The sequence below is a fragment of the Spirillospora sp. NBC_01491 genome (genome assembly GCF_036227065.1).
In the GTDB taxonomy this organism is placed as follows: Bacteria; Actinomycetota; Actinomycetes; order Streptosporangiales; family Streptosporangiaceae; genus Spirillospora; species Spirillospora xylanilytica.
The window spans coordinates 2,278,824-2,304,324 of sequence record NZ_CP109432.1; the positions used below are offsets into that span (position 1 = coordinate 2,278,824).

A 25,501-nucleotide genomic window follows, 5' to 3' on the forward strand; every position below is an offset into this window, starting at 1 on the left:
ACGATGCAGCCGTCGTGGTGCTTTCGTGTGCGGTCAACGCTGGTCCCTCCCATGTGTTCGTAGTTCGGCGGCGGTGAAGGCGGCCCGAGACGCTACAAAAGCAGTTGGTGACTGCATTAGGGGGACTGTAGAGCGACCGTCGGACAAACGCAAGTGAGGACTGCGTTAAGGTGGGGCCATGGACGAGCGACGGCGACCCGGCGGGCGCAGCGCCCGCGTCCGCGCGGCGGTGCACCAGGCCGTCACCGAACTGGTGAGCGAACGCGGCTACGGAAACTTCACCGTCGGCGAGGTCGCAGCCCGCGCGGGCGTGGCCGACACCAGCGTCTACCGCCGGTGGGGCACCCTGGAAGCCCTGCTCACGGACGTGGTACTCACGCGCCTCAACGCACAGGCGCCGATGCCGGATACCGGAAGCCTGGACGGCGATCTGCGCGCCTACGCGGCCACCGTGTCCCGCGAGATCACCGGACCCCACGGCCTGGCGGTGCTGCGCCTGGTCATCGCCCTGTCCGGCAAGGGCCAACAGGGCGTGCAGGCACGTGACGACTTCCTCGCCGAACGCACCCGACAAATCCAGTCCATGCTCGACCGTGCCGCCGAACGCGGCGAGAATCCGCCCGACGCGGCCGGTGTGCTCGACCACATCCTGGCCCCGATGTACATACGCGTCTTCCTCGACCCGAGCCCGCTCGCCCCGGACTACGTCGACGGGCTGGTCGACCGGTTGCTGCGTTGACCTCGATACGGATCGAGGCGGCCATCGCGTCCACGGTGATGTAACCCGGTGCCCCGGGCCGCCTCATCGTCGGCCGACCCCAGCACCTGGGCGGACATGCCCGGCCTCCCAGCGGCATCGATGCCGCTGCCCCCGCCGTCACGGTCTCAGCGCACGATCCCCCGTTCACGAAGGACGGCGGGCGCTGGGATGATCTGGATCATGGACGAGATCATCTTGATGTCGGACGCGCGGGTCGCCGCGGTGGCGGTGCGGGAGTGCGGGGAGCGGCTCGTGGACGTGCGGGGGACTCTGGCGGTCGACGCCCTCGCCGAGGACCCCGCGGGGGCCTTCGCGTTGCTGCGGGAAGGCGTCCTGGAGCGGCTCGTGAAGGCGCAGGCGGCGCTGCCCGGCGGCCGGCGGCTGCTGTTCATCGAGGGATACCGCCCGCCGGCGCTTCAGCGGCGCTACTTCGAGGAGTACGCCGACCTGCTGCGGGCCGAGCATCCCGATTGGCCGGACGCGCGGGTCATGGCGGCGGCCAGCCGGTACGTCTCGCCGCCCGGGATCGCGCCGCACAGCGCCGGGGCCGCGGTGGATCTGACGCTGGCAGGCCCCGACGGGCAGGAGCTCGACCTCGGCACGCCGGTCGACGCGAGCCCCGAGGAGAGCGACGGCGCCTGTTACACCGCGGCGGACACGATCAGTGCGGAGGCGCGGGTCAACCGGGACGTGCTGGGCGCGGCGCTGACCGGCGCCGGGTTGGTCAACTACCCCACGGAGTGGTGGCACTGGTCGTTCGGCGACCGGTACTGGGCCCTGCTCACCGGGGCCGGCGCCGCGCTCTACGGCCCCCGCGACGGGCTCTGACCAGGGCCTGTCTCAACGTGCCCCAGCCGTAGCGCGAGCGCGTTACCTGGCCGGTGGGGCGAAGCCGAAGGCGAGCCCCACCGGCCAGATCGCGAAGCGATGTCGCGCTCGCCCAAGCACGGTCGGCGCCCGAGCCGTTAGGCGAGGGCGCCGGGCCGGGCTTGAATGACTACGCGTCGGTGTCCTTGCTGGGCTGGACGCGCTTGGGCTCGCCGGGCATCTTCGGGTAGTTGGGCGGGTAGGGGGCGTCGCCGAGGCCGTGGTCCTTCTCGTCGCGGTCTGCCATCTCCAGCAGCGGCTCCAGCGAGAACGCGGCGTCGTCGATGGCGGCATGCAGGTCGCCCACCTCGGCGAAGCGGGCGGGCATGGTGACGATGGTGAAGTCCTCGGGCGCGACGTCGGCCAGCTCGTCCCAGGTGACGGGGGCGGAGACCGGGGCGTGCGGGAGGGGGCGGACGCTGTAGGCCGAGGCGATGGTGCGGTCGCGGGCGTTCTGGTTGAAGTCGACGAAGATCTGCTCGCCGCGCTCCTCCTTCCACCACTTGGTGGTGACCTCGGCCGGGACGCGGCGCTCGAGCTCGCGGCCGAAGGCCAGCGCGGCGCGGCGGACGTCGGTGAAGGTCCAGCGGGGCTCGACGCGGACGTAGATGTGCACGCCGCCCTTGCCGGACGTCTTGACGAAGCCGGTGTAGCCCAGCTCGCCTAGCAGGTCGCGGGCCGGGCCGAGCGCGACCCGGACGGCGTCGGCGAAGTCGGTGCCGGGCTGCGGGTCGAGGTCGATGCGCAGCTCGTCGGGGTGGTCGACGTCGCCCTTGCGGACCGGCCAGGGGTGGAAGGTGAGGGTGCCGAGGTTGGCGGCCCAGGCGATCACCGCGGTCTCGGACGGCGCGACCTCGTCGGCGGAACGGCCGCTGGGGAAGTCGATGCGGGCCGACTCCACCCAGTCGGGGGCGCCCTTGGCGATGCGCTTCTGGTAGAAGGCGTCGGCGCCGCGCGGGTTGTCGCGGGTGGCGAGGCGGGCGCCCTCGAAGACGCCGGACGGCCACCGCTCCAGGGTGGTCGGACGGTCGCGGGTCGCGCGCAGGATGCCCTCCCCCACGGCGAGGTAGTACTCCACGAGCTGCCGCTTGGTGTAGCCGTGCTCGGGGAAGTAGACCTTGTCGGGATTGGTCACTTTGACGAGCCGATCCCCGACCGGGATCTCAATGAAGGGCGAGGCCATACGGGCACGGTAGCCCAGGGGTCCGACAGAAGCGCCGCGCGACCCGGTCACTGGAGGTGACCAGCGGAACAACCGGGGTCGCGAGGTAGTTTCGGAGGCATGGAGAAGATCCGCAAGAGCGAGGACGAGTGGCGGGCCCGGCTCAGCCCCGAGGAGTTCCACGTGCTCCGCGAGGCGGGCACCGAGAAGCCGTTCACCGGCGAGTACACCGATACCAAGACCGTCGGCGTGTACCGGTGCCGCGCCTGCGGGACGGAGCTGTTCCGTTCGGAGACCAAGTTCGAGAGCCACTGCGGCTGGCCGTCGTTCTACGCGCCGGCCGATGCGGAGCAGGTGGTGCTGATCGAGGACCGCTCGCTCGGCATGACGCGCGTCGAGGTGCGCTGCGCGGCGTGCGACTCCCACCTCGGGCACGTGTTCGAGGGTGAGGGGTACGACACGCCGACCGACCAGCGCTACTGCATCAACAGCGTCAGTCTGAGCCTGGAGCCGGCCGGGTGAGGCCGGCCTGGACGACCTGGCGCGGCCTGCCCTCGTCCCAGAGGGCGGACGGGTCGTCCAGCGGGTTCCCGTCCAGGATCAGCAGGTCGCCGCGGGCGCCGACCTCGATGCGGCCCAGGTCGTCGCGGCCGAGCAGACGGGCGTTGACGGAGGTGGCCGAGCGCAGGCAGGCGAGCGTCCCGGCGGCCTCGGCCTGGAGGCGCAGCCCGATGAGCTGGTCGTTCTCCAGGTCGCCCATGAGGTCGCTGCCGAATCCGACGGGGACGCCGGCGGCGTGCGCGTACTGGACGGCGGTCTGGCCCGCGTCCAGTACCTCCTGGTTCTTGGCGCGGCCGGCGGCGGGGAGGCCGACCTCGTCGCCGCGCCGGTTCATCGCGTCGTAGGCGACCAGCGTCGGCACCAGGAACGCGCCGTGCTCGGCCATCAGCGCGGCGGTGGCCTCGTCGATCAGGTTGCCGTGCTCGATCGACCGGACGCCGTTGAGCACCGAGTGCCGGACGGCCTCCGGGGAGTAGGCGTGCGCGGCGACGTAGCTGCCGCGCCGGACGGCCTCGCCGGTGACGGCGGCGACCTCCTCGGCGGAGTACTGGGCGGGCCGGATCGGGTCGGTGGGCGACACCACCCCGCCGGACGTCATGATCTTGATCGCGTGCGCGCCGGTGCGGAACCGCTCGCGCACCGCGACGCGCAGGTTCTCCACCCCGTCGACCACCTCGTTCATCCGCGCGGTGTGCAGGCAGATGTCGAGGTCGGCGGGGCGGGCGTCGCCGTGCCCGCCGGTCTGGCTGAGCGCGGGCCCGGTGTACAGGTAACGGGGCGAGGCGATCAGGCCGGTCTCGATCGCGCGGGCCAGCCCGGCGTCGCCGCCCGCCACGTCCCGGACGGTGGTGAAGCCGCGGCGCAGGGCCCGCCCGAGCCGCCGCGCCCCGGCGAGGGCGAGGTAGCTGAGCGGGCCCGCGTCGAACTCCAGGTTGTGCAGCGAGATCGCGTACGCGTGGAAGTGCGCGTCGATCAGGCCCGGTGTGACGACCCGGCCGCGGGCGTCGATCACGCGGTCGCCGCGGGTGACGCGGTCGCCGATCTCGGCGATGACGCCGTCCCGGACGAACAGGGACGCCTCGCGCAGGTCGGCCGACCAGCCGTCGAAGACCAGGGCGTTGTCGACGGTCAGGCCGGACGTCGGTTCGGGCATGTGACGCTCTCTCCTCGCAAGTGGTGCGGTCCGCAGCACAGCGAGGTTACCCGGCGGGCCGGGCGCGGCGGGTGGTCAGCGGGTCTCGCCGACCTCGCAGTCGTCCTTGTCGCTCTGCTTGTTGGCCAGCACCACGCTGCCGTTGTCGCTGCTCTTGCCGTGCACGAAGACGCGGGGGTCGTCGTCGCCGCCCTGCTCCAGCAGCTTGGTGGTCCACTCGCACAGCGACACGGCGGGCTCGGAGTTCTCGTCGCCCTCGCCGAGATCGGTGTAGATCCGGACGAAGTCGCCGCTGCGCCGCACGTCCGTGACGTGCTTGACGACCTTCTTGCCGGTGTCCTGGGTCTCGAAGTACGGGACCGCCTCGGGCACCTCGTCGGGATCGCGGGTCGCCGGCGCCTTCGAGCCGGCCAGGGCGGACGGCCTCGCGGCCTCCTTGCCGGTGTGCGCGGCGGCGACGGCGCGGGGGGCGTCCCGCGAGCCGGTGACCGAGAACCCCACGACCGCCGCAGCGGCGAGCACCGCGGCCGAGGCGGCGCCGCCGGCGACGATCAGCCGGCGCCGTCGCCCGGACTCCCCGGACGACGGGCTCACCAACCGGTTCCAGCGGGCCGAGAGGCGGGACGGCGGCTTGGCGTGCCGGCCCCGCGGGGGCTTGGGGGGAGCGGTAGTCACGGCCAGCACCTTACTGCCCCATTGCCGCACGTTCGGCCCCCATCGGACAACATGCGTCCAACGGGCGATCCCGGAGACTCACCTCATCCCGGTCATCGCCGCGGCCGGGGTCACGGGAGAGCTGCGACCAGGTCGGCGACGGTCTTGCGGCGCCCGGTGTAGAACGGCGTCTCCTCACGGACGTACCGGCGCGTCTCCGAGCCCCGCAGGTGCCGCATGAGGTCGACGATGCGGTACAGCTCGTCGGCCTCGAACGCCAGCATCCACTCGTAGTCGCCGAGGGCGAACGAGGACACGGTGTTGGCCCGCACGTCCGGGTACTCGCGCGCCATCTTGCCGTGCTCGGCGAGCAGCGCGCGGCGCTGCTCGTCGGGGATCAGGTACCAGTCGTAGGACCGCACGAACGGGTAGACGCAGACGTAGTCCCGCGACTGCTCGTCGGCCAGGAACGCCGGGATGTGGCTCTTGTTGAACTCGGCGGGCCGGTGCAGCGCCATCTGCGACCAGACCGGCTCGCTCGCCCGGCCGACCGCCGTGCGGCGGAACCGCGCGTAGACGTCCTGGAGGTCGTCGGCGGTCGGCGCGTGCCACCAGAACATGTAGTCGGCGTCGGCGCGCAGGCCGGCCACGTCGTACACGCCGCGGGTGGTCACGTCCCGGCCGGCCGCCTGGTCGAGCAGGTCCTGGACCTCGGCGGCGGCCCCGGCGCCGAGGTCACCCGGGCTCGTCACCCGGAAGACCGACCACATCGTGTAGCGGATCACCTGGTTGAGGTCCCGCGCCTTCGGCCGGTCCTTCTCCGTCGCTGCCATGACTCGACTCTCCTCGGCTCTTCAGATGGTCCAGTATCCGGGACGCCGCGCCGCGCGCGGTCGCGACGCACGCCGGGACGCCCAGCCCGTCGTAGGCCGCGCCCGCGACGGCCAGTCCCGGCTGGCCGGCGACCGCCGCGCGGATCCGGCCCACCCGGTCGGCGTGGCCGACGTTGTACTGCGGCAGGCCGCCGCCCCACCGGGTCACCCGCGTCTCGGCGGGCAGCTCGGACACGCCGCAGGTGGCGGCCAGCTCGGTCATCGCGGCGGCCACCAGCTCCTCGTCGGAGCGCTGGAGCGCGTGCTCCTCGCCGAACCGCCCGATGGAGCACCGCACGGCGATGAGCTCGGGGTCGCGGTCGCGCAGGTGCGGCCACTTGACCGAGCTGAACGTGACCGCCTTGACGTCCCGTCCCTCGACCGCGGGCACCAGGTAGCCGCTGCCGCGCGGCAGCCGCGGGAACGCGGTGGCCCGGTAGACGAGCGTGATGATCGCCATGCTCGCGTACTCGATCCGGGCCAGCTCGCGGGCGGCGGCGGGGACGTCGTCGGCCAGCAGCCGGGCGGCGGGCGCGGCGGGGACGGCGACCACCACGGCGTCGGCGTCGACCCGCTCGGGGGCCCGCGTCGGCCCGACGGTGAGCCGCCAGCCGGTGGGGGTGCGGCGCAGCTCCCGCACCATCGCGCCGGTACGGACGGTGCCTCCGGCGGCGGCGACGTCGTCGGACACCAGGCCGGCGAGCGTGCCCAGCCCGCCGGGCAGCGTGGCGAACACCGGCCCGGCGTCCTTCGGCGCGGCGTCCCGGATGCCCTGGACGGCGGAGATCAGCGAACGGTGGGTGCGCGCGGCGGCGGCGACGCCCGGGAGCGTGGCGTCGAACGAGAGCTGATCGACCCGTCCGGCGTAGACGCCGCCGAGCAGCGGCTCGACCAGCCGGTCGACGGCCTCGCGGCCGACCCGGGCGCCCACGTAGTCGGCGACCGACACGTCGGCGCCGCGCGGCGTCTCGGGCAGCACCAGGTCGAGCGGGACGCGCGCGAGCCCGGCCGGGGACAGCACCTGGGACCCGGCCAGCGCCCGCAGGTCGGACGGCACGCCCATGACCTGGCCGGCCGGCAGCTTGCGGAGCGCGCCGTGGCTGAGGATCGCCGACGAGGTGGTGCCCGGGTTGACCAGCTCGTCCGAGCGGCCGAGGTCGCGCACCAGCTCCAGGCCCTCAGGGCGGCGGGCGAGCATCGACTCGGCGCCCTCGTCCACCGGCAGCCCGGCGATCTCGCTGACCCGCAGCTTGCCGCCGGTGCGGGGGGCGCCTTCGAGCACCGTCACCCGGACGCCGCCACGGGCGAGCAGCCGTGCGGCGGTCAGGCCCGCGATGCCGCCACCGACGACAACGACATGCGAGGTGGTCATGGCTCCACCTTCCCAGACCCCCCGGGTGGCCGCGCACCGGGGGGCGGCGCCGTGATCCGCGCGTGCTCCCTTCGAGCCTGGATCGGGATCTACCACCACGAACCGTGTTCTGCACCACTCCGTCCAAGGGCCATGCGGACCCTCAGACAAGCGACATGTGCACTGATCGTCCTGTTACTGGCCATTCTGATGGCCGGGTGTGCAGGCGGTGGAACGAGTTCCGACTCGGCCGCCGGACCGATGGGCAAGGCCCCCCGCCCCCGGGCCTCCTCGTCGGCGGGCACCGGTGGCGGCACGAAGAAGCCGTCGGGCGGGAAGGAGCCCGCCCTCGCCCGCGCGGTCGTCTTCACCGCGGACCTGCGCGTCCGCAGCGGGAACGTGGACGCCTCGGCGACCCAGGCCAAGCGGCTGGCCACGGCCGCGGGCGGCTTCGTGGAGACCGAGGCGACCACGACCGCGCCGCCCGGCGCCGCCCTCACCCTCAGGATGCCCGCGAAGCAGTACGCGGGCGTGCTCGACCAGCTCTCCCGGCAGCTCGGCACCAAGCTCTCGCTGCGCCAGCAGGCGGAGGACGTGACCGAGAAGGTCGCCGACGTCGACAGCCGGGTGCGTTCGGCGGAGGCCACCCTGAAGTCGTTCCGCGCCCTCCTCGACCAGACCGGCGACCTCAACGAGATCATCCGGGTGGAGGATGAGATCTCGAGCCGGGAGGCCGACCTGGAGTCGCTCCAGTCCCAGCAGAAGGCGCTCCAGCACAGCACGAGCTACGGCACGGTGAAGGTCGAGCTGGTGGCCGAGCAGAAGGCGGCGGCCCCGGCGAAGAAGAAGCAGGAGCACGGCTTCGTCAGCGGCCTCAAGGGGGGCTGGCACGCCCTCAGCGCGTTCGTCGGCGGGCTGCTGGTGCTGCTCGGCTGGCTGCTGCCGTTCCTGGTCATCGCCGTGGTGATCGGCCTGCTGGGACGGCCCGTGTGGCGGCGCCTCCGCCACCGCCTCCCGCCCCTGGCCACGGAGTGGGTCCCCGCCGGATCACCCCGGCCCCGGCCGGCGGCCTCGGAACCGACCACCTCTGAGCCGAAGGCGTCCGGGCAGGAGGCGTCCGGGCAGGAGGCGGCTCAGCAGGAGCCGTCCGAGCCGGGGGTCGCCGAGCCGGACGCGTCCGGCGGGCCCAAGCCGCCGACGAGGCCGACGGGGCCGACGCCGCCCCAGTAGGTCCCGGGAGTCCGGTCAGTGCTGCGCGCTCGCCTCATGGACGAGGTCGGTGAGGCGGGCCAGCACGTCCGGGTCGACTGACGGCTGCACGCCGTGCCCCAGGTTGAAGACATGGCCCTCGGCGGCCCGGCCGCGCTCCAGGACGTCGCGGGCGCGCCGCTCCAGGACGTCCCACGGCGCGAACAGGAGCGCGGGGTCCAGGTTGCCCTGGAGCGCCCGGCCCGGCCCGACGCGGCGCGCGGCCTCGTCCAGCGGCACCCGCCAGTCGACGCCGACCACGTCGGCCCCGACCTCGCCCATCAGGCCGAGCAGCTCGCCGGTGCCGACGCCGAAGTGGATCCGCGGGACGCCGAGCGACTCGATCGCGGCGAAGATCCGCCGGCTGTAGGGCAGCACCGAGGCGCGGTAGTCCTCCGGGGAGACCGCGCCCACCCACGAGTCGAAGAGCTGGACCGCGCTCGCCCCGGCCGCGATCTGCACCTTCAGGAACGCGATGGTGATGTCGGCCAGCCGCTCCATCAGCTCGGCCCACAGCGCCGGCTCGCCGTACATCATGGCCTTGGTGCGGTCGTGGTTCTTGGACGGGCCGCCCTCGATCAGGTACGCGGCCAGCGTGAACGGCGCCCCGGCGAACCCGATGAGCGGGGTGCCGCCGAGCTCGCGGACCAGCTCCCCGGCCGCCTCGGCCACGTACGGGACGTCGTCCGGGGTGAGCGGGCGCAGCACGTCCAGGCCGGACGCGTCGCGGATCGGGTCGGCGATCACCGGGCCCACGCCGGGCTTGATGTCGAGGTCGACGCCGATCGCCTTCAGCGGCACCACGATGTCGCTGAACAGGATCGCCGCGTCCACCGCGTAACGCCGCACCGGCTGGAGCGTGATCTCCACGATCATGTCCGCGCGGGCGCACGCCTCCATCATCGGGACGCCCTCGCGCAGCTTCAGGTACTCCGGCAGGGAACGCCCCGCCTGCCGCATGAACCACACGGGCGTGTGCGGCACCGGGGTGCGGCGGCACGCCCGCAGGAAGGGGCTCTCCCGGAGTCCCAGGGCGGGGTGCCCCTGACCGGGGCCTTGCGAACCAACAGCGTCAACAGCCACCCTGCGATGGTCCCACGCCACCGGTACGCGGGCGCACGGGGGCGCACAACGGCACGCGAGAGGAAATCGGAACGGCCGGAAGGAAGCCACGGAGGGGCCGCGCGGGCCGGGTAGAAGTTCCGGACACGCCGAGCGAAGTCCCGCATTCTGTCACCGGCTCATGCGAACGTGATGCGTGTCATAGCCGAGGGAGGTTCCCCCTTGTACTGCTCCACCTGCGGTGATGAGCGCCTCTTCGAGCAACCGCCCTGCCCCGACGGGCATGGTCCGGACTGCCCAGAGCGGTTCTGCGCCGAGTGCGGCACCGCCGTCCTGATCGGCCTGCCGCCGGTCGTCCCCGTCATCGCGGGCGCCGTCACGGGCCCCCTCCCCGGCATCACCACCACCTCCGGCACCCCCACCGTGCACGGCGTGCCCGCCCTGATCGGCACGCCCGCCTCCGGCCGGACCACTTCCGCGCGGGCCGTGGCCTGAACGCCCCGGCCCCCGAGACGAAACCTGTGCCGTGCCTGCATCCCCGCCTTCACCCCCCGTCGCCGTGCCCGGCTCCGCGCCCGGCACCGTCCCACCGGCCCCTCCGGCCCCACCTGTCCCACCCGTCGCCGCGGCCGGGGCGCAGTCGCTCCGGCCGGGCCGCACCGCGGCGCAAGCCCGCACATCGGCCGGTCTCCCCATGAATCCACCCCCGTTCCAACGGGCCGTCGACACGCTGCGCGCGATTCTGGACGGCCCCGGCCCGCGACCGGAGCTCGACCTGGAGGACATGCCCGCGCCGCAGCGGCTCGCGCCGTACGCGGCGGCCATGTCCGGCAGCGTCTACCGCGACGGCGGCGACGGCGAGACCGAGATCGCCACCGGCCGGCTGATCGTCCTGTACGACCCCGAGGGCCGCCAGGGCTGGACCGGCGGTTTCCGGATCGTGGCCTACATCCGGGCCGACCTGGAGCCCGAGATCGCCGCCGACGAGCTGATCGGCTCGGTCGCGTGGAGCTGGCTGCTGGAGGCGCTGGAGCCCGCCGGGTACGCGGGCGAGTCGGGGACGATCACCCGCGCGGTCTCCGAGAGCTTCGGCGACAAGCGCGACGAGCCGTCCACCACCGAGCTCGAACTGCGCGCCTCGTGGTCCCCGACCGGGGAGGATCTCGCTGGTCACGTGACCGCGTGGTGCGAGGTCATGTGCACGACGGCGGGCCTGCCGCCCGCCGGGGTCTCGGCGCTGCCCGACCGCCCCGGCGGGGCCGGCGGCTGAGAGACGTACGGTAGGGGGCGTGGGTAGCACAACGTCCGAAACCGAGGCGGCCGGGGAGAACGCGGGAACCGTGGGAGTGTCCGATACACGCGCCACCGGCCCTGACCAGGGCCCGGGGGCAGAGGAGACCGCAGCGAGCGAGCAGGCCGAGCGAACGGCCGTGCCGCTGCTCGAACCGCGCGAGGGCGTACCGCCCGTCGTGGTCGACGGCGACGGGCTCGAACGCGTCATCGCCGCGTTCGCGGCCGGCACCGGCCCCGTCGCGGTCGACGCCGAGCGCGCGTCCGGCTACCGCTACGGCCAGCGCGCCTACCTGATCCAGCTCCGCCGGGCCGGGGCGGGCACGGCGCTGATCGACCCGGTCGGCTGTCCCGACCTGTCCGGCCTGGACGCGGCGCTGGCGGGCACCGAGATGGTGCTGCACGCCGCCAACCAGGACCTGCCGTGCCTGGCCGAGGTGGGGCTGGTGCCCCGCCGGCTGTTCGACACCGAACTGGCCGGGCGGCTGCTCGGCTATCCGCGGGTCGGGCTCGGCTCGATGGTCGAGAACGTGCTCGGGTTCGTCCTGGAGAAGGGGCATTCGGCGGCCGACTGGTCGACCCGCCCCCTCCCCGAGGACTGGCTCCGCTACGCGGCGCTCGACGTCGAGCTGCTGGTCGAGCTGCGCGACGCGCTGGAGGCGGAGCTGGAGGAGACCGGCAAGCTCGAGTGGGCGCTGGAGGAGTTCGCCGCGATCCTGGCGACGCCGCCCAAGCCGCCGCGCGCCGACCCGTGGCGCCGCACGTCCGGCATCCACCGCGTCCGCAACCGGCGGGCCCTGGCGACCGTCCGGGAGGTGTGGGAGGCGCGCGACCGGATCGCCCGCGAGCGCGACCTGTCCCCCGGCCGGGTGCTCCAGGACGCCGGGATCGTCGACCTGGCGCTGCACCCGCCCAAGACCCCGGCCGAGCTCCAGGCCCTGTCGACCATGCGCGGACGCGGCGCCCGGCGGCACCAGTCGGCGTGGCTGCGCGCGGTGTCGCGGGCCAAGGGCCTGCCCGACAAGGCGCTGCCCGAGGCCAACCTGCCCGGCGACGGGCCGCCGCCCGCGCACCGCTGGGCCGAGCGCGACCCCGAGGCGGCCAAGCGGCTCACCGCCGCGCGGGCCGTGATCGCCTCGCTCGCCGACGCGCACACGATGCCGTCCGAGAACCTGATGCAGCCCGACTCGGTGCGCCGCCTGGCCTGGACGCCGCCGAGCGACGTCTCCGCGACGGCGGTCGCCGCCGCGCTGCGGGGCCTCGGCGCGCGCGACTGGCAGGTCGGCCTGGTGGCGCAGCCGATCGCCGCGGCGTTCGTCGAGCTGGAGGAGGACGACGCGGGCGAGTGATCCCGCGCGCGCGGCGCGGGGAGCGTCCCGGACGGGCCTTGCGGGGGCCGCCGGACCGGCCCACACTGGCTTAGGTTAGCTTTGCCTAATCCGCGTGCGCCGGCACGTGCGAGAGTCCGTTCGCCCCCGGGACACTGCCCCGAGGCCCGAGTCCGAGGAGCCTGCGATGGTCCTGGGCAATTTCCTCATCGGCCTGCGCGAGGGGCTGGAGGCCGCGCTGGTCGTCAGCATCCTGATCGCCTACCTGGTCAAGAGCGGCCACCGCGGGGCGCTCGCCCCGGTGTGGGCGGGCGTCGGGCTCGCCATCGTGCTCAGCGTCGGGTTCGGCATCGCGCTGAGCGCCGCGTCCTCGGAGATGCAGTTCAAGACGCAGGAGCTGTTCGGCGGGGTGCTGTCGATCATCGCGGTCGGCCTGGTCACCTGGATGGTCTTCTGGATGCGCAAGACGGCCCGGTTCATGAAGGCCGAGCTGGAGGGACGGCTGGAGGGCGCGCTGAACGTCGGCCCGGTCGCCCTCGCGACCGTGGCGTTCCTCGCGGTCGGGCGGGAGGGGCTGGAGACCGCCCTGTTCCTGTGGACCAACATCACCAACTCCGCGGACGGCGCCGTCCAGCCGATCGTCGGCGCCGTCGGCGGGCTGGCCGTCGCGGTCGTGCTCGGCTACCTGCTCTACCTCGGCGGCCTCAGCCTCAACCTCAAGCGCTTCTTCACCTGGACGGGGGCGGCGCTCATCGTGGTCGCCGCCGGCGTGTTCGGGTACGGGTTCCATGACCTCCAGGAGGCCGAGGTGGTGCCCGGCCTGAACGCGGTGGCGCTGGAGCCGCACGTGTTCTTCGCCAAGTTCGGCACCGCGGGCGACTGGGCGCAGACGCTGTTCCAGGGCGTCCTCAACGTCACCCCGCAGATCACCTGGCTCCAGCTCGCCATGTGGGCGGCCTACCTGGTGCCGGTCATGGCGCTGTTCCTGCGCCCTGCCGCACCGTCCAGGCCGGCCCCCGCCGCGCCCGCCGGGGCGTCCCCCTCGCCGTCGTCCTGACCCGCTGTCACAGGTCGGGGAGCGGGTCCCGCGGGAGGCTGTCGCGGGCGAACACCTCGGCGTCGGCGGCGTTGATGACCGCGGCGTACTCGTCGTCCACCTCGAACTCGGCGCCGGCGAACTCGAAGGTGGCGCCGGAGCCGGTCTCGACCGGGCCGATGCGGGTACCCCGCGGGTAGCTGCCCCAGACGCTCTTGGGCGTCCCGCGCGCGAACGGGCCGGTCGAGATCACCGCGATCTGGTCGCCGGTGACGACGAAGACGAAGGTGCCGCCGCCGCCACCGCCCGCCATCGCCGGGAAGATGTAGCGGATCTCCCCGTCGATCCCGAGGAAATCGCGGCAGCGGTCGCGGAGCGGGCGTGGCACCGGCAAGGCGGGGCACCTCCCCCGGGTCGGGATGTCGTCGTCCGTCCCAATCATGCACCGGTCGTCAGACCGTGGCCAGAGCCGTGGTCGGCGGCAGGCGGGCCGCCCGCATCGCCGGGTAGAGGCCCGCCACGGCGCCGATCGCGAGGGTCGCCGCGAGCGCCCCGCCGAGCGCCCACCCCGGCACCACCGGCGGCCACCCCCGGTAGAGCGTGAACCCCACGGTCACCGCCGTCCCGAGCAGCACGCCGGCGACGCCGCCGAACGCCGACAGCAGCAGCGACTCGGCCAGGAACTGCACCCGCACCTGCCCCCGGGTCGCGCCGAGGGACCGGCGCAGCCCGATCTCGCGGCGCCGTTCCAGCACCGAGATCACCATCGTGTTGGCCACCCCGACCCCGCCGACCAGCAGCGCGACCGCGCCGAGCCCGAGCAGCAGGCCGGTGAACGCGCCCGCCGCCGCGGCCCTGGCCTCCAGCGCGTCCGAGGGCCGGCTCACCTGGACCTCCTCGGGGTTCTCCGGGTTGACCGTCCGGGCCAGGACGTCGCGGACGGCGGCCACCGAGGCGTCCGCCGACCGCTCGTACACGGTCGTCGGACGGCCGCCGAACCCGAGGTGGCGCCGCGCCGCCTCCCAGCCGACCAGCGCCGACCGGTCGATCTCCGGCGCCAGCCCGGCCGGGTCCAGCACGCCGAGCACGGTGAACCAGCGTCCGCCGAGCCACACCCGTCCGCCCGCCCGGTCGAAGCCGAGCCGCCGCGCGGCCTCCGAACCGAGCACCACGCCGGGGTGGCGGGCGGTGCCCGCGTTGAGCCAGCCGCCCGAGCGGACCGTCGCGTCCAGCGTCCGCAGCAGCTCCGGCGTGGCCGCCTGCACCGCGATGCCCCCGGTCACCTCCTTCGGGATCCGGTCGGTGCGCCGCACCGTGGCATCCGTCGCGCCCGTCGCGCCGACCGCGGTGACCGGCCCGATCCGGGCGACCATCGCCGGGGCCGACGCGGGCAGCTCGGCGCCCTCGCCGAACAGCGTGTCGCCCGGCGTGACGGTCAGCAGGTTGGTGCCGAGCCGGTCGATCCGGCGGAGCAGCTCCTCCTTGCTGGACGAGGAGATGCCGATCACCGCGACCATCGTCGCGATGCCGATCGCGATTCCGAGCGCCGACAGCACCGCCCGCGCCGGCCGTGCGCGCAGCCCGCCGAACCCGACCCGCACCACGTCCCGGCCGCCGAGCCGGGCCGGGGTGAGCCCCGGGGCGCTCACCGGGCGCCGTCCACGATCAGCCCGTCGCGGACCCGCACCCGGCGCGGCGCGAGCGCGGCCACCTCCGGGTCGTGCGTGATGATCGCCACCGTGGTGCCGGACCGGTGCAGGCCGCCGAGCAGCTCCATCACCTCGGCGCCCGCGGCCGAGTCCAGGTTCCCGGTGGGCTCGTCGGCCAGCACCAGGTCGGGCTCGCCGACCACGGCCCGCGCGACCGCCACCCGCTGCCGCTCGCCGCCCGAGAGCTGGTTCGGCCGATGCCGGACCCGTCCGCCGAGCCCGACCCGGTCCAGCGCCCGCGCGGCCCGTTCCCGCCGCTCCCTCAGGCCCGCGCCCGCGTAGAGGAGCCCGTCGGCGACGTTGTCGAGCGCACTGACCCCGTCCGCCAGGTGGAACTGCTGGAAGACGAACCCGATGTGCCGCGCCCGCAGCGCCGACAGCTCCCGGTCGCTCAGCGCCGCGACATCGTGCCCGGCGATCCGGACCGTCCCGGCGGTGGGCCGGTCCAGCGTCCCGATCATGTGCAGCAGGGTGGACTTGCCCGACCCGGACGGCCCCACGATCGCGGTCAGCTCCCCCCGCGCGACGGCCAGGTCGACGCCGCGCAGCGCGGCCACCCCGCCCGGATACTCCTTGGTCACCCCGGCCAGCTCGATGATGTTCACGTGGCGGGCACCCCGACCTTCATGCCCGCGCGGACCGCGCCGCCGACCTCGACCCGTCCGCCGCCGAAGGCCCCCGTGGTCACCGGCACGATCCGGCGCGCCGAGCCCTCCACGACCTCCACCCCGAAGCCGCCCTCGCGCAGCGCCAGCAGCGCCTCGACCGGCACCGACAGCACGCCCTCGCGGCGCTCGCTCTCCAGCGCGACCGTGACCGGCGCCTGGTCCAGCCCGCCGCCCGCGCCCTTCACCAGCGTGATCTCGACGTCCAGGGTGGTCTTGGCGTCCTGCCCGGTCCCGGTCCTGCGCGCCACCGAGCCCACATCGGAGATCCGCCCCTCCGCGCCCTTCCCGCCGGGCAGCTCGACGCCCACCCTGGCCCCCTTGCGCGCCAGGTCCTGCTTGCCGGCGTCCAGATCCAGGTGGACGACCTGGCGGGTGCCCGTCACGGTCAGCACCGGCTGCCCGCCCGCGGTCCGCGCCCCCTCCGGGGCCCGCACCTCCTTCACCCGCACGGCCCCGGGCAGGAACACCACCTGCGCCGCGTCCACCGAGCCGCTCTCCGCGAGCCCCCGGTCGTCCTGCCACTCCCGGACGGCGTCCGCCGTCGCCCCGGTGAACTCCTCGTCCACCGTCAGGCCGCCGCCGTAGCCGAGAGCCCGCAGGTTCCGTTCGAGCTGCTCCACGTCCACGCCGCCGGACACGCCGCGCGCCAGCGTCCGGTACATCGGCACGGCGCCGTACATCAGGGTCACCGGCTCGCCGTCCACCCGCAGCAGGGTCCTGCCGCGCTTGACGGTCCGTCCCTCCTTGGGCGCCGCGGTGACCGTGCCGGACGCCCCCGTCCGCACCTGCCGCTCGTCCTCAAAGGTGAGCGTCCCGTCGACCTTCTCCGAATCCACGAGGTCGCCCCTGGACACCGTCGCGGTGCCGAGCGCCGCAGCATGCGCCTCGCCGCCGCCCCCTCCCCCGCTCAGCGCCACCGCCGCGCCACCCGCCGCCACCACGGTCACGGCGGCCCCGACCACCAGCACCTTCCTCATCGTCCGCCCGCCCCGGCCAGAACGCCCTTGCACGCCTTGCCCGCCTTCTCGACCTTCGCCCGGTCACCGGCCTGCGCCGGCAACGCCATCCCCCCGTCGGGCTTCGGGTCGGGCATGTCCACCCCGTTCTTCCGCATGCACTGGGCGAACTTGATGTACTGATCCCGGACCTTGGGATCCTTCATGTCCGGCATCTTCCCGCCGGCCTGCAAGTACGGCTGGCACTTCTTCATCGCCGCCTGCAACGCGGCCCGGTCGGTCCCCTTCCCACCCAGCCGCATCGTCTGGCCGGCGCCCCCACTCCCCGGATCGGGCACATCGACCCCGTTCTGCCGCATGCACTGCGCGAACTTCAACCGCGCGTCCTCCGGGCTCAGCGACTTCGACGGAGCCGCCGAGGCCCCCTTGGCCCCCGTCCCCCCGGCGCTGGCGACCCCACCGCCCCCGTCCCCTCCCCCACAACCCGCAACCCCCAGCAGCACCGGCACCACGAGAACCCACACCCGACCCCGCATAGCTCCCTCTCCGCCAGGGCCACACACCCCGACAAGAAGCCATCACACCCACCCCAGGGTTAAACGTGCATTAGCCGTGCCGCCTCCGGCGAGGTCGGCGGCGGCCCTCTGCCTCGCCTCGCGACAGAACACACATGCGTGCTCCGGCCCTAGGGCCTGTCCGGTGGATCTTTGTGTTCGGCTGTGGGTGATCTCGGGTGTGGTCTTTGATGATGTGTCATGGTGCGTCGTCATGAGTTGACCGATGCCGCCTGGCGGCGGATCGAACCTCTTCTGCCTGTTCGGGCTGGCCGGGGTGGCCGGTGGCTGGACCATCGGAGGGTGTTGGACGGGATCTTGTGGAAGCTGGCCACCGGTGCCCCGTGGCGGGATCTGCCCGAGCGGTACGGCAACTGGAAGACCGTTTATGAGCGTTATCGGCGGTGGGCCGCCGATGGCACCTTCGACCGGATCCTGGCGCATGTACAGGTCCATGATGACGCCGTCGGGCGGATCGACTGGAGTGTCAGCGTCGACTCGACCATCGTGCGGGCCCACCAGCACGCCACTGGTGCCCGCAAAAGGGGCACTCGGCCGGACAAACCGGTCGGCCGATGGAGTGGGGCAGGCTCTTGGACGGTCCCGAGGCGGGCTGACCACCAAGATCCACCTGGCCGTCGACGGCCGTGGCCTGCCGCTGTCGATCGTGCTCACCGCCGGGAACATCAACGACTGCACTGCCTTCCCGCACGTCCTGGCGGCGATACGGGTATCGCGGCCCGGCCCGGGCCGTCCGCGGTGCCGGCCCGACCGGGTCATCGCGGACAAGGCCTACAGCTCGGCCGCGATCCGCCGGTCGCTACGCGACCGCGGGATCGGCACCACCATCCCCGAACGCGCCGACCAGAAGGCCGGACGCGCCCGCCGCGGAACCCTCGGCGGACGCCCACCGGCCTTCGACCCCGCCGTCTACCGGCGCCGCAACGTCGTCGAACGCTGCATCGGCCGACTCAAGCAATGGCGCGGCATCGCCACCCGCTACGACAAACTCGCCCGCAACTATCAAGCCGCGATCACCCTGGTCACAGCCCTGCTATGGATCAACACATGATCCACCGGACAGGCCCTAGACGAGTTCGAACTCCCAGACCTCCATCGGTGGATCCGGCCGGTAGTCGTGCTCGAGCCACTCCCGCAACTTCTGTGCGGCTCGACGTTCGGCGTGGCTTGCGTCGGCCGGCGTCCCGTCCGAATCGACCTTCAGCACATTGGCGAACACCGTGACGACATCCTCCGGCAGGGATCCACCCTCGACCAGATAGGGCACATAATCGATCCCCTCCAGTACTTCCGGGGCGAGAGTGCCGCGTCCAAGCTTGCGGGCGAACGCCACGACCGCGTCCTTCCATCCTTCATCGAACCCTGAGAGACGAAGCCCGGCATCGCTCAGCGGAGGGGCCTCATAGCGTGCCGGGTCGCACTCAGCCGCGAGCCACGCTCTTACCCGGTCGTCGTCAGCGCGTGAATCCACCCCTTCGTCATCCAGCGGACGGTGATAGTCGTCGAGCAAGATGGCGAACAACCGCCCGACCGTGTCGTCATAACGCGTGACGACCTCGTCGTAGTCGAGGCAGTCATACCCGGGGCAGAGCAGCGTGCCGTTACCCAAGTAATAGGCGAAGTGCCGCAAATCGCTCCGCAAGCCGGGTGGAAGTTGTCGTATGCCACTCACCGCATGATTACACCAGCCGACGGACGTGGCCGGTTCCCGACCTTGCCGTTGTCCTGGGCTGTGGGGCGGTCAGCGTCGCCAGAGGTAGTGGTGCGCCACGCTCGCACCAGGCCCGTCGCCGCGGGCCCGTTCACCCGCGACGACGATCCGGGGCATTGGTGCTGGTGTGTTCCGGGAGTGTGTCCGAAGACTCGGCGGAAGACGGCTATGAAGGCGCTGGCCGTCGACCAGCCGCAGGTGTGCGCCACGGTGGTCACCGGGGTGTCCTCGGCCAGCAGGAGCAGGGCGTGGTGGAGGCGCAGCTGGGTGCGCCATTGGGGCTGACGTCCGTCGGCCTCTACGTCCCCTTCTCGCTCCAGGTCACGCTCGGCCAGGACTACCTTCCCAGCCGCATCGGCACCGCCAGCGGCATCACGCTCGGGCTGACCGTCAGCGTCGGCGGCCTGGCCGGCCCCCTCATCGGCGGGGTCGCCGACGCCGCCTCCCTCCAGGTGGCGCTCGCGCCGCTGATCGTGATGCCCGCGCTGAGCTGGCTGCTGTTCCGGACGCTGCCCGAGCCCGGTACCGCCGAGGCCGGTCCGGTCGGCATCAGCAGTCCGGCCGGAGAGTTCCGGGCGTGACCCCCGGACGGGAGGATGGGGGGATGTCGAAGATCGAGATGCTGGTGGTCTGCGGGGCGGCGGGCGTGGGGAAGACGGTGACCGGGTTCGAGGTCGGGCACCGGCTCGCCGAGCTGGACGTGGCGCACGCGATGATCGATTCGGACGAGCTGGACCGGGTGCATCCGTGGCCGCCGGCCGGGCTCGGGCCCGGGGAGCTGTCGCGGCGCAACCTGGCGGCGCTCTGGGGGAACTTCGCCGGGCTGGGGCACACCCGGCTCATCGTCATGGGGGTGTTCGCGGAGCTGACCGCGGATCTGGAGTGGATCACGGCGGCGGTGCCGGGGGCGGACGTGACGGCGGTGCGGCTGACCGCGGGGCTGCCCGCGCTGGCCGAACGGATCGAGCGGCGGGAGATCGGGTCGGGGGCGCAGGCGCAGCTCGCCAGGACGACGGCGCAGCTCGCGGTGATCGCGCGGTCCGATCCGCCGGGGACACTCACGCTCGACACGACGTCCGGGACCGTCGGCGCGACGGCGGAGCGGATCCTGGAGGTCTGGCCGCGCGGGGTTCGGCGGCGCTGAGCCCGGCTTACCCCGGTTTAACGTCCACTCCTCCATGCTCGGGCGAACAGGCCGGGAGGGGGGCGGATGCGCGTACTGATCGTCGAGGACGAGCGGGTGCTGGCGGACACGATCGCCGAGGGGCTGCGCGAGGAGGCGATGGCCGTCGACGTGGTCTACGACGGCGACGCCGCGCTGGAGCGCGCCGCGTACACCGAGTACGACGTGATCGTGCTGGACCGGGACCTGCCCACGGTGCACGGCGACGAGGTGTGCCGCGACCTGGTGGGACGGCGGCACGCCGGGCGGATCCTGATGCTGACCGCCGCAGGCGAGGTGGACGAGCGGGTGGACGGCCTGGCGCTCGGCGCCGACGACTACCTGCCCAAGCCGTTCGTGTTCGGCGAGCTGGTCGCGCGGGTGCGGGCGCTGTCGCGCAGGTCGGGGCCGCCGGTGCCGCCCGTCCTGGAGCGGCGCGGGATCCGGCTGGACCCGCACCGGCGCCGGGTCGCGCGGGAGGGCCGGGAGCTGCGGCTCACCAAGAAGGAGTTCACCGTGCTGGAGGAGCTGCTGCGCGCCGAGGGCGGGGTGGTGAGCGCCGAGCGGCTGCTGGAGCACGCCTGGGACGAGAACATCGACCCGTTCAGCAACATCGTCCGGGTCACCATGGCGACGCTGCGCCGCAAGCTGGGCGGTCCGCCGCTGATCGAGACCGTGACCGGATCGGGGTACCGGCTGTGACGGTGCGGCTGAGCGTGCGGGCCCGGCTGACGCTGGTGTACGGGTCGCTGTTCCTGGTGACGGCGAGCGCGCTGGTCGCGGTGACGTATCTGCTCACGGTGCGCGCGATGGAGACGCGGCTGACCTCCGCGCCGATCTCCCGGGCGGCGACCACGCAGATCGTCCGGCCCGCGGTGCCCCTGGACCGGATCGAGGGGCTGCTGGCGGTGAAGGCCACGGCGGAGCGGCAGCTCGACCGGCAGAAGCACGACGTCCTGGAGCAGCTCTTGCAGAGCTCGCTGGTGCTACTGCTGGTGCTGGGGGTCGTCGGGGTCGGCATCGGGTACGTGGTGGCGGGGCGGCTGCTCCGGCCGCTGCACACAGTCACCGCGACGGCGCGGCGGCTGTCGGAGAGCAACCTGCACGAGCGGATCGCGCTGGCGGGCCCGCAGGACGAGATCAAGGACCTGGCCGACACCTTCGACCGGATGCTCGACCGGCTGCACCGCGCGTTCGACTCGCAGCGGCGGTTCGTGGCGAACGCCTCGCACGAGCTGCGGACGCCGCTGACCATCAACCGGACGGTGCTGGAGGTCGCGCTGGCGAGCCGGAGGAGCCCGCCGGAGACCAAGGTGCTGGCCGACGTGCTGCTCGGCAACACCGCGCGGCACGAGCGGCTGATCGAGGGGCTGCTCCTGCTCGCCCGGTCCGAGCGCGAGCTCCAGACCAGGGCCGGCACGCCCCTGGCGGACGTGGTGACCAGCGCGCTCGACCAGGTGGACGGGCTGTCGGACGAGATCGACGTGGAGGCGCGCCTCGGGCCCGCCGCGGTGGCGGGCGACCCGGTGCTGCTGGAGCGCTGCGCGGTCAACCTGCTGGAGAACGCGCTGAAGTACAACGTGCCGGGCGGGCGGGTCTGGATCAGGACGGGTGAGCGGGACGGCATGGCGGTGCTGCGGGTGGCCAACACGGGACGGCCCGTCCCCTCCTACGAGCTGGACACGATCTTCGAGCCGTTCCGCCGGCTCCGCGCCGACCGGGTCGGGTCGGCGGACGGGGCGGGGCTCGGGCTGTCGATCGTCCGGGCGGTGGTGACGGCGCACGGCGGGACGGTCGAGACGGTGGCGCGCGAGGACGGCGGCCTGGCCATCACCGTCCGGATCCCGGCGGCGCCGGTGGACGCGGGCGTGCCCGTCCCCTCGGGCCGGTCCGCCCCTGGCGGACGAGGGCCCGGGGATCCCGGCCCCGGGTCAGTGGTTACTGACGAGTAGAATGAGCGGGTTACCAGCGAGTAGCGTCACTCTCGACCACCACCGCTCCAGAAGGGACGACCGTGCCTCGCACCGCACGCGACGTCGTATTCGTCGACGGCGTACGCACGCCGTTCGGCAAGGCGGGCCCGAAGGGCCTGTACGCGGAGACCCGCGCGGACGACCTGATCGTCCGCGCGATCCGCGAGCTGATGCGCCGCAACCCGTCCCTGCCGCCCGAGCGGGTGGACGAGGTCGCGATCGCCGCCACCACCCAGACCGGCGACCAGGGCCTGACCATCGGCCGGTCCGCCGCCGTGCTCGCCGGGCTGCCCAAGAGCGTCCCCGGGTACGCGATCGACCGGATGTGCGCGGGCGCGATGACCGCCGTGACCACCGCGGGCGCCGGCATCTCGTTCGGCTCCTACGACGTGGTCGTCGCGGGCGGCGTCGAGCACATGGGCCGGCACCCGATGGGCGAGGGCGTCGACCCGAACCCGCGGTTCCTGGCCGACCGGCTGGTCGACCCGTCCGCGCTGGTCATGGGCTCGACCGCGGAGAACCTGCACGACCGGTTCCCCGAGATCACCAAGGAGCGCGCCGACGCGTACGCGGTGCGCAGCCAGCAGAAGCTGGCCGCCGCCTACGCCGCCGGACGGGTCCAGCCCGACCTGGTGCCGACCGCGATCCGGTCCGCCGACAAGGGCTGGGGCCTGGCCACCGAGGACGAGCCGCCGCGCCCCGGCACCACGCTGGAGAGCCTCGCCGCGCTGAAGACCCCGTTCCGGGTGCACGGCAACGTGACCGCGGGCAACGCCGCCGGCCTGAACGACGGCGCCACCGCGTGCCTGCTCGCCGCCGAGGACGTCGCCCGCGAGCTCGGGCTGACGCCCCGGATGCGGCTGGTGGACTTCTCCTTCGCCGGCGTGGAGCCCGAGGTGATGGGCGTCGGCCCGGTGCCGGCCACCGAGCGGCTGCTCAGCCGCAACGCGCTGACCATGGACGACATCGGCCTGATCGAGATCAACGAGGCGTTCGCCGTCCAGGTGCTGGCCTTCCTGGAGCACTTCAAGATCGCCGACGACGACGCGCGGGTGAACCCGTGGGGCGGCGCGATCGCGGTCGGCCACCCGCTCGCCTCGTCCGGCGTGCGGCTGATGAACCAGCTCTCCCGGCTGTTCGAGGAGCGCGCGGACGTCCGCTACGGCATCACCACGATGTGCGTCGGCATGGGCATGGGCGGCACCGTCCTCTGGGAGAACGTGAACTGGGAGGGGTCCAAGTGAGCAGCGCGGAGACGTGGCGCTCGCTCCTGGCGAGCGAGAACCGCAGCCCGGACGAGGTGGTCACGCACGCCCGCGTCCGCGACGTGGAGCTGCCGCTCGGCGCGGGCCGGGCGGCGCTGATCACCCTCGACAACGGGCACGACCACACCAGACCCAGCACCTTCGGGCCGCGCGGCCTGCTCGCGCTGAACGACGCCCTCGACCAGGTCGCGGAGCGGGACGACATCGTCGCCGTGGCCGTGACCGGCAAGCCGTTCGTCTTCGCGGTCGGCGCGGACCTCAAGGGCGTCGCCGCCCTGGAGAACCGGGACGAGGCCCGACTGATCGGCCGGCTCGGGCACGAGGTGTTCCGGCGGCTCGGCGAGCTGAAGGTCCCCTCGTTCGCCTACTACAACGGCGCGGCGATGGGCGGTGGCGTCGAGATTGGGCTGCACTGCACCTACCGCACCGTCTCGGCGGGCGTCCCGGCGTTCGCGCTGCCCGAGGCGTTCCTCGGGCTGGTGCCCGGCTGGGGCGGCACCTACCTGCTGCCCAACCTGATCGGCGCGGAGCGGGCGCTCAAGGTCATCATCGACAACCCGCTCGCGCAGAACCGGATGCTCAAGGGCCGGCAGGCGTACGAGCTCGGCATCGCCGACGCGATCTTCGACTCGGCCGACTTCCTGGAGGAGTCGCTCACCTGGACCGCGCGCGTCCTGACCGGCGCGCTGGCCGTCCGCCGCCCCGAGCCCGACAAGGGCAAGGGCTGGGACGACGCCGTCGCGATGGCGCGCTGGAACCTGGACGGCAGGCTGCACGGCGCGGCGCCCTCCTTCGTCCGCGCGCTCGACCTGGTCGCCGCGGCCAAGGACCGGACCCGCGACGAGGGCTTCGCCGCCGAGGACGAGGCGCTGGCCGACCTCATCATGAGCGACGAGCTGCGCGCCGGGCTCTACGCCTTCGACCTCACCCAGAAGCGCGCCAAACGGCCCGCCGGCGCCCCCGACAAGGCGCTGGCCCGCCCGGTCACCAAGGTCGGCGTCGTCGGCGCCGGGCTGATGGCGAGCCAGCTCGCGCTGCTGTTCGCGCGGCGCCTGGAGGTCCCGGTCGTGCTGACCGACCTCGACCGGGAGCGGCTGGACAAGGGCGTCGGGTCCGCGCACGGCGAGATCGGCAAGCTGCTCGCCAAGGGCCGGATCTCGGCCGACCAGGCCAACCGGCTCACGTCGCTGATCACCGGTTCGCTCACCAAGGACGCCTTCGCCGACGCCGACTTCGTGATCGAGGCCGTCTTCGAGGAGATGTCGGTCAAGCGGAAGGTGTTCGCCGAGGTCGAGGAGCACGTCTCGGCCGACTGCGTGCTGGCGACCAACACCTCCTCGCTGCCGGTCGGCGAGATGGCCGCCGGGCTGAGGCACCCCGAGCGGGTCGTCGGCTTCCACTTCTTCAACCCGGTCGCGGTGCTGCCGCTGCTGGAGATCGTCCGCGGCGGGCGGACCGACGACGCGACGCTGGCCACCGCGTTCGCCGTCGGCAAGCGGCTCAAGAAGTCGTGCGTGCTGGTCAAGGACGCCCCGGCGTTCGTGGCCAACCGGGTGCTGCTGCGGCTGCTGGCCGAGATCGTCCAGACCGTGGACGAGGGCACGCCCATCGAGGTGGCCGAGCGCGCCGCGGCGCCGCTCGGGCTGCCGATGCCGCCGTTCGTGCTGATGGGCCTGGTCGGCCCGGCCATCGCCCTGCACGTGAACCAGACGCTGCACGGCGCGTTCCCCGAGCGGTTCCCGCTGTCGGACAACCTGGCGAGGATGGTCGCGGCGGGCAAGACCGGGGTGTACCGGCCCGACTTCACCCTCGACCCCGAGGTGGTGGAGATCTTCTCCGGCGGGACCGCTCCGTCCACCGAGGAGCAGGTGCTGGCGCGCGCCCTGGACGCGCTCGCCGAGGAGATCGGGATCATGCTGGACGAGGGCGTGGTCGCGGCGGCGCAGGACATCGACCTGTGCATGCTGCTCGGCGCCGGCTGGCCTTTCCACCTGGGCGGCATCACCCCGTACCTGGACCGGTCGGGCGTCGCCGAGAAGGTGACCGGCGCCCGCTTCCTCGAGCCGGGGGTCGCCTCCCTGCCCTGACAGCGGCACCGCCCGGTCCCGCGCGGCCGATGACGGCTGCGCGGGACCGGG

Annotated in this window: 27 protein-coding genes and 1 pseudogene; 15 read left to right on the plus strand and 13 right to left on the minus strand. The window is 73.4% G+C overall.

The window, feature by feature from the left end:
- The first annotated feature begins 178 nt into the window (after positions 1-178).
- Positions 179-739 (plus strand): TetR/AcrR family transcriptional regulator, encoded by a 561-nt coding sequence (locus tag OHA34_RS10780; RefSeq protein WP_329521522.1) that lies wholly within the window; start codon positions 179-181, stop codon positions 737-739.
- A gap of 201 nt (positions 740-940) precedes the next feature.
- Positions 941-1,588, plus strand: a complete 648-nt coding sequence (locus OHA34_RS10785) for a M15 family metallopeptidase (protein WP_329521523.1) — start codon at positions 941-943, stop codon at positions 1,586-1,588.
- A 169-nt stretch (positions 1,589-1,757) separates the two neighbouring features.
- Here the strand turns inward: OHA34_RS10785 and OHA34_RS10790 are convergent, their stop codons facing one another.
- Positions 1,758-2,762 carry a DNA polymerase domain-containing protein gene (locus OHA34_RS10790; protein ID WP_432763063.1) on the minus strand — a complete coding sequence of 335 codons (1,005 nt, stop codon included), beginning with the start codon at positions 2,760-2,762 and terminating at the stop codon, positions 1,758-1,760.
- A 147-nt stretch (positions 2,763-2,909) separates the two neighbouring features.
- On the opposite strand from OHA34_RS10790, the gene msrB reads away from it, so the two are divergent.
- The gene (gene msrB, locus OHA34_RS10795; protein ID WP_329521524.1) at positions 2,910-3,311 is read left to right on the plus strand and encodes a peptide-methionine (R)-S-oxide reductase MsrB; all 402 of its coding nucleotides are present in this window, start codon (positions 2,910-2,912) and stop codon (positions 3,309-3,311) included.
- Here msrB and OHA34_RS10800 read toward each other — a convergent pair.
- From OHA34_RS10800 to hemG, 4 genes are all read right to left on the minus strand, one after another.
- The gene (locus OHA34_RS10800) at positions 3,283-4,503 is read right to left on the minus strand and encodes a metal-dependent hydrolase family protein (protein WP_329521525.1); all 1,221 of its coding nucleotides are present in this window, start codon (positions 4,501-4,503) and stop codon (positions 3,283-3,285) included. The two genes, msrB and OHA34_RS10800, sit on opposite strands and share 29 nt — an antisense overlap.
- 75 nt (positions 4,504-4,578) lie before the next feature.
- Positions 4,579-5,178 carry a hypothetical protein gene (locus OHA34_RS10805; protein ID WP_329521526.1) on the minus strand — a complete coding sequence of 200 codons (600 nt, stop codon included), beginning with the start codon at positions 5,176-5,178 and terminating at the stop codon, positions 4,579-4,581.
- Between the two features lie 110 nt (positions 5,179-5,288).
- Entirely contained in the window at positions 5,289-5,990 is a 702-nt protein-coding gene (gene hemQ, locus OHA34_RS10810) for a hydrogen peroxide-dependent heme synthase (protein ID WP_285940976.1), read from the minus strand.
- Positions 5,893-7,401, minus strand: a complete 1,509-nt coding sequence (gene hemG, locus OHA34_RS10815; protein WP_285940977.1) for a protoporphyrinogen oxidase — start codon at positions 7,399-7,401, stop codon at positions 5,893-5,895. The genes hemQ and hemG overlap by 98 nt, the downstream gene beginning before the upstream one ends.
- 240 nt (positions 7,402-7,641) lie before the next feature.
- Between hemG and OHA34_RS10820 the strand changes: the two genes are divergently transcribed.
- Positions 7,642-8,610, plus strand: coding sequence for a DUF4349 domain-containing protein (locus OHA34_RS10820; RefSeq protein WP_285940978.1), 969 nt, complete (start codon positions 7,642-7,644; stop codon positions 8,608-8,610).
- 15 nt (positions 8,611-8,625) lie between these two features.
- On the opposite strand, the gene hemE is transcribed toward OHA34_RS10820, so the two are convergent.
- Positions 8,626-9,636 (minus strand): uroporphyrinogen decarboxylase, encoded by a 1,011-nt coding sequence (gene hemE / locus OHA34_RS10825; protein ID WP_443029649.1) that lies wholly within the window; start codon positions 9,634-9,636, stop codon positions 8,626-8,628.
- A 276-nt stretch (positions 9,637-9,912) separates the two neighbouring features.
- Between hemE and OHA34_RS10830 the strand changes: the two genes are divergently transcribed.
- The 4 genes from OHA34_RS10830 (at position 9,913) to efeU (ending at position 13,365) form a co-directional block, all read left to right on the plus strand.
- Entirely contained in the window at positions 9,913-10,185 is a 273-nt protein-coding gene (locus tag OHA34_RS10830) for a hypothetical protein (protein ID WP_285940979.1), read from the plus strand.
- Between the two features lie 199 nt (positions 10,186-10,384).
- Positions 10,385-10,960 carry a DUF3000 domain-containing protein gene (locus OHA34_RS10835; protein ID WP_285940980.1) on the plus strand — a complete coding sequence of 192 codons (576 nt, stop codon included), beginning with the start codon at positions 10,385-10,387 and terminating at the stop codon, positions 10,958-10,960.
- 160 nt (positions 10,961-11,120) lie between these two features.
- A complete protein-coding gene (locus tag OHA34_RS10840) occupies positions 11,121-12,329 on the plus strand; it encodes a ribonuclease D (protein ID WP_285941399.1) in 1,209 nt (402 codons plus the stop codon).
- Between the two features lie 166 nt (positions 12,330-12,495).
- A complete protein-coding gene (gene efeU / locus OHA34_RS10845; RefSeq protein ID WP_285940981.1) occupies positions 12,496-13,365 on the plus strand; it encodes an iron uptake transporter permease EfeU in 870 nt (289 codons plus the stop codon).
- A gap of 7 nt (positions 13,366-13,372) precedes the next feature.
- On the opposite strand, the gene OHA34_RS10850 is transcribed toward efeU, so the two are convergent.
- The 5 genes from OHA34_RS10850 to OHA34_RS10870 all read right to left on the minus strand — a co-directional run bounded on the left by OHA34_RS10850 (position 13,373) and on the right by OHA34_RS10870 (position 17,054).
- Positions 13,373-13,732 (minus strand): hypothetical protein, encoded by a 360-nt coding sequence (locus OHA34_RS10850; RefSeq protein ID WP_329522394.1) that lies wholly within the window; start codon positions 13,730-13,732, stop codon positions 13,373-13,375.
- A gap of 64 nt (positions 13,733-13,796) precedes the next feature.
- On the minus strand, positions 13,797-14,993 hold the full coding sequence (locus tag OHA34_RS10855; RefSeq protein ID WP_285940983.1) for an ABC transporter permease: 1,197 nt from the start codon (positions 14,991-14,993) through the stop codon (positions 13,797-13,799).
- Complete coding sequence (locus tag OHA34_RS10860; RefSeq protein ID WP_329521527.1) at positions 14,990-15,658, minus strand: ABC transporter ATP-binding protein; 669 nt, start codon at positions 15,656-15,658, stop codon at positions 14,990-14,992. Before OHA34_RS10860 ends, OHA34_RS10855 begins: the two co-directional genes overlap by 4 nt.
- Positions 15,655-16,698: a peptidoglycan-binding protein gene (locus OHA34_RS10865; RefSeq protein WP_329521528.1), complete on the minus strand. Its 1,044-nt coding sequence runs from the start codon at positions 16,696-16,698 to the stop codon at positions 15,655-15,657. Before OHA34_RS10865 ends, OHA34_RS10860 begins: the two co-directional genes overlap by 4 nt.
- Positions 16,695-17,054: a hypothetical protein gene (locus OHA34_RS10870; RefSeq protein WP_285940986.1), complete on the minus strand. Its 360-nt coding sequence runs from the start codon at positions 17,052-17,054 to the stop codon at positions 16,695-16,697. Before OHA34_RS10870 ends, OHA34_RS10865 begins: the two co-directional genes overlap by 4 nt.
- A gap of 378 nt (positions 17,055-17,432) precedes the next feature.
- Between OHA34_RS10870 and OHA34_RS10875 the strand changes: the two are divergent.
- Positions 17,433-18,303, plus strand: a pseudogene (locus tag OHA34_RS10875) (IS5 family transposase).
- Positions 18,304-18,318: 15 nt separating this feature from the next.
- Here OHA34_RS10875 and OHA34_RS10880 read toward each other — a convergent pair.
- Both OHA34_RS10880 and OHA34_RS10885 read right to left on the minus strand, forming a co-directional pair.
- Positions 18,319-18,882 carry a DUF7677 family protein gene (locus OHA34_RS10880; protein ID WP_285940987.1) on the minus strand — a complete coding sequence of 188 codons (564 nt, stop codon included), beginning with the start codon at positions 18,880-18,882 and terminating at the stop codon, positions 18,319-18,321.
- A gap of 38 nt (positions 18,883-18,920) precedes the next feature.
- A complete protein-coding gene (locus OHA34_RS10885; protein ID WP_285940988.1) occupies positions 18,921-19,181 on the minus strand; it encodes a hypothetical protein in 261 nt (86 codons plus the stop codon).
- Positions 19,182-19,211: 30 nt separating this feature from the next.
- Here OHA34_RS10885 and OHA34_RS10890 point away from each other — a divergent pair, with 30 nt between their 5' ends.
- The 6 genes from OHA34_RS10890 to OHA34_RS10915 all read left to right on the plus strand — a co-directional run bounded on the left by OHA34_RS10890 (position 19,212) and on the right by OHA34_RS10915 (position 25,450).
- The gene (locus tag OHA34_RS10890) at positions 19,212-19,544 is read left to right on the plus strand and encodes a hypothetical protein (RefSeq protein WP_285940989.1); all 333 of its coding nucleotides are present in this window, start codon (positions 19,212-19,214) and stop codon (positions 19,542-19,544) included.
- Positions 19,545-19,567: 23 nt separating this feature from the next.
- The gene (locus tag OHA34_RS10895; RefSeq protein WP_329521529.1) at positions 19,568-20,107 is read left to right on the plus strand and encodes a hypothetical protein; all 540 of its coding nucleotides are present in this window, start codon (positions 19,568-19,570) and stop codon (positions 20,105-20,107) included.
- 66 nt (positions 20,108-20,173) lie between these two features.
- Positions 20,174-20,827: a response regulator transcription factor gene (locus tag OHA34_RS10900; protein WP_329521530.1), complete on the plus strand. Its 654-nt coding sequence runs from the start codon at positions 20,174-20,176 to the stop codon at positions 20,825-20,827.
- Positions 20,824-22,077, plus strand: coding sequence for a sensor histidine kinase (locus OHA34_RS10905; RefSeq protein WP_329521531.1), 1,254 nt, complete (start codon positions 20,824-20,826; stop codon positions 22,075-22,077). Before OHA34_RS10900 ends, OHA34_RS10905 begins: the two co-directional genes overlap by 4 nt.
- A gap of 62 nt (positions 22,078-22,139) precedes the next feature.
- A complete protein-coding gene (locus OHA34_RS10910) occupies positions 22,140-23,342 on the plus strand; it encodes a thiolase family protein (protein WP_285940993.1) in 1,203 nt (400 codons plus the stop codon).
- On the plus strand, positions 23,339-25,450 hold the full coding sequence (locus OHA34_RS10915) for a 3-hydroxyacyl-CoA dehydrogenase NAD-binding domain-containing protein (protein WP_329521532.1): 2,112 nt from the start codon (positions 23,339-23,341) through the stop codon (positions 25,448-25,450). Before OHA34_RS10910 ends, OHA34_RS10915 begins: the two co-directional genes overlap by 4 nt.
- Positions 25,451-25,501: the final 51 nt, after the last annotated feature.